Origin of the sequence: Ilumatobacter sp., assembly GCF_041688325.1 — a bacterium.
Taxonomy (GTDB): Bacteria; Actinomycetota; Acidimicrobiia; order Acidimicrobiales; family Ilumatobacteraceae; genus Ilumatobacter_A.
In genome coordinates this window covers 1-2,999 of record NZ_JBDNIJ010000013.1, presented here as the reverse complement: position 1 = coordinate 2,999, position 2,999 = coordinate 1, and the positions used below count along the sequence as shown (strand labels likewise).

The 2,999-nt window shown below is 61.4% G+C and carries 4 protein-coding genes and 1 pseudogene; all 5 read right to left on the bottom strand.

What is annotated here, in order from left to right; translation table 11 throughout:
* The coding region (locus ACH2EI_RS00690) for a DUF6036 family nucleotidyltransferase (protein ID WP_395158836.1) at positions 1–626 on the bottom strand (626 nt) is incomplete at its 3' end.
* Positions 613–915, bottom strand: coding sequence for a hypothetical protein (locus tag ACH2EI_RS00685; protein WP_395158838.1), 303 nt, complete (start codon positions 913–915; stop codon positions 613–615). The genes ACH2EI_RS00685 and ACH2EI_RS00690, both read right to left, overlap by 14 nt.
* 24 nt (positions 916–939) lie before the next feature.
* Positions 940–1,098, bottom strand: a pseudogene (locus ACH2EI_RS00680) (helix-turn-helix transcriptional regulator); the annotation flags it as partial.
* A gap of 527 nt (positions 1,099–1,625) precedes the next feature.
* The gene (locus ACH2EI_RS00675) at positions 1,626–2,174 is read right to left on the bottom strand and encodes a DUF6036 family nucleotidyltransferase (RefSeq protein WP_395152458.1); all 549 of its coding nucleotides are present in this window, start codon (positions 2,172–2,174) and stop codon (positions 1,626–1,628) included.
* The gene (locus ACH2EI_RS00670) at positions 2,171–2,743 is read right to left on the bottom strand and encodes a helix-turn-helix domain-containing protein (protein ID WP_395152459.1); all 573 of its coding nucleotides are present in this window, start codon (positions 2,741–2,743) and stop codon (positions 2,171–2,173) included. Before ACH2EI_RS00670 ends, ACH2EI_RS00675 begins: the two co-directional genes overlap by 4 nt.
* Positions 2,744–2,999 lie beyond the last annotated feature (256 nt).

The following is a 2,999-nucleotide window of genomic DNA, read 5'->3' as shown; positions in this document are numbered from 1 at the left end:
CGGTGTTCGCCGTACCAATCGATCGGCTCGGCAGATTCGCGTCGTTGACGCAACGCCATCTCCCGTTGCCGCCTCCACTTCACTCGCTCGCTCGCTGGCATGCCCCTCGGCTCCATTCGCTGAGCGCGCGACCGAGCCATTTCAACGCGTAGGTCATCGACATCCGAGAGGCGTTCAACGACCAACATCGGATCGATCAGCCGGTGAACGACTGCAGCCTCGACGAACTCAAGGTCCTTCTCGCGTCCCGCGATGAGCTTCGCTGCACAGAGGTCGTGCGGGTCGAGACACCATCCGATTGCACCGGTCGCTGCATCGGTGAGGGGAACGAGACGGTCCCGCCAGTCGCCTGGAAGGACAGCGGTCGCGACGCCGACGCCTTGTCCGTAGATTCCGAACTCCTCGTGGAAGCTCGAACCTTCGCCGATCGCTCCGTCGATCATGTCCGCGTCGTCGTCGCCACCACGCGGCAGCAGATCGGCCTCAATCGACATCAACAGTTCGGCGGGCAGCGTGGCCTCGGGATACGACGCGAGAATGGACTGCGAACCAATCACGACAATGTTCGGGTCGTCGAGAATCCGTGCCGCCGCGCGGATGATATGGCTCAGCTCACTTCGTTTCACGAATGACCTCGAGTCGCTCGTCGTCATTCAACACCACCGTCAGCGGTGACGACTGCCGGAGATCACGAGCGAACTCACCTTCATCGGAAATGACGCCACAGACCACGCCAACCGGCAAACTCAAGATCGACTCCCACACGTCAAGCCACGGCAACTCGTTGTCGGTCGTTCGATCTCGCTGACGTACGAGCTGTGCCCGAGCCCGCCGAAGCGTTCCCTCAGGATCGCCTCGCAAGTGCGTGACGACGCGAAGAGCGAACCCGAGCGAGCGACGATCCTCCCTCGTCATCAGCGGCTGAACCCTCAGCTCCAACCCAAGCGGCGAGAGCAACCGAGTCATCTGATCGACGCTCGGGCTGTTTCTGTCGTGCTCGTACGAACTGACCAACGGCCGACTCACACCCGTGGCGCGCGACAGCTCCGCCTGAGTCACCCCAACGCGGGCTCGCTCTTGGGTCAGAACATCACTCACTTTCACGAGACGAGTGTATCAAATTTAGTACATCGAACAAGATCGGATTCTGGAGGCCTACGTCGAGTCACTCACTTCACGTCGTAGAGCGAACGGTGACGACGCTCATTTCCGTACGTCGAGCTCGCTCCCAGGCCCATGAGTGGACATGGGGCAATCACACCGCCCGCCGAGGATGTCCCGCTCAACCGAGGCCGATGACGTAGACCGATACGAAGCCTGATACATCCGTGATACATCGACACATCGGGCAGACGGCTCGTCGGCGACCGCCCCGTCAACACTGGTCGGGGTGGGGAGATTCGAACTCCCTGCCTCCTGCTCCCAAAGCCGAAAGACGGGGGTACCGGTGAGTACCGGCTTATACCGGAAGCTGTCGAAACGTAGTGATCTAGCTGGGGTGATGTCCGCACAGACCGACACCATCCGGACAGGCCAACACAGCCCAGTGCTCCCCGAACTGATACATCGCTGATACATCCCCTCCGGCGTTCCGACGGGAACAACTAGTGGCCGCGTCGAAGCGTTCACTCCAATAGAAGAGCGAACCCGCCCTTCTCAAGTTCCGTGACGACGAAGGCTCCGAGGTACGGGTCGTCTGCAGGGTCTTCGTTCGGGAACGCTGCGTAATACGCCGCCAGCACCTCCGCCGACGATGCGAACTCACCGCGCACCAGCGGCCAGATAGATCGCATGTCGACCAAGTCCAGCGGATCACCACGGTTGAGTTTCATCAAAAAGATGTCGCGCAGCGGCAGACCCAGCACGCGCAGCTGGCCCTGCTCGAACAACACCTCACACGCGTTCGCATCGAGCGTGGCCGGCGCCCACGGCGCCGCGTGATCGTTCAACCAGTTGGCCGCCAGTCCGTGACGCGCTGCGACTGTCTTGACCGCGTGACGCAGTGCGTCATCGAGCCGACGAATCGAGTCGACGTCTTCGGTCGCGTCGCGGAGACCGTGCCATGCGAGCAGTGATCCTCCGACGATGATGATCGTTCGCTCGACCTGATCGTCGAGCTCGGCTGCGACCTCAACAATGAGCGCTTTGATCGCTTCGCCGTCGAGCAACGTCATGTCGGGATCAGTTCTCGATCACGCCAGATCGCCCGCTCAGGCAATGTGATTCGGCGTGCAGCGAACTGAGCCGGCGTGTTCTCGGCGTTCATCGCCCGTCGCCGCGGCGTCGCCGGCGCTGCCCACGGCGACTCGAGCGCTGCAACCTGTTTCGTCCAGCCTGGCCGCTGGATCCTCGCGTTATCCGCAAGCCTCTCAGCGATCGCGGCGAGCAGATTCGACATAAACGACGAACCCGATGATGGGACGTCTGCGATCGCGGCTGCGGTCCACTCGGGGTGCAACGTGATCTGATCAGCGAACGAGCGCAGCAAGGTCCAATTCGGCTCGCCGGTGGTGCCATCGATGTCGATCTCCGCGAGCCGCAGGATCGGTCGTGTCTCGAACGTGGGAACGAGCGTCTTGCCGAGCGCTGCCGAAATCTTCGTCAACGTGTCCCAACGCGGGTCTTCATGACCGTTCTCGATCCGCGAAATTGTCGGATACGAGATCCCTGCCAGCGCGGCGAGGTCGCGAATCGACAAACCCAGAGCATCCCGCTCATTTCGAATCATCGCAGAGATTGTCATAAGTGTTAGTGTATACACTAACACTCCTACCTGCAATCGGTGTTCTCCGACTTGACCACGCTCAGTAATGACAGGACAGAACGGCGGCACCTCCCTGCTCTCCGCTGTAGCCAACGATCGGCGAACCGGGAGACTCGAACCCCACGTGTGAGGCCCGTCGACCTGATACATCCGTGATACCTCGCCGACGCGAGATCAACCAGTTGTGGTCGGGGTGGGGAGATTCGAACTCCCGGCCTCCTGCTCCCAAAGCAGG

What these genes read in the sequence shown, in the direction of transcription:
- ACH2EI_RS00685 (WP_395158838.1), bottom strand. Translation starts at nt 915, where the DNA reads ATGACGAGGGAGGATCGTCGCTCGCTCGGGTTCGCTCTTCGCGTCGTC.
- ACH2EI_RS00675 (WP_395152458.1), bottom strand. Translation starts at nt 2,174, where the DNA reads ATGACGTTGCTCGACGGCGAAGCGATCAAAGCGCTCATTGTTGAGGTC.
- ACH2EI_RS00670 (WP_395152459.1), bottom strand. Translation starts at nt 2,743, where the DNA reads ATGACAATCTCTGCGATGATTCGAAATGAGCGGGATGCTCTGGGTTTG.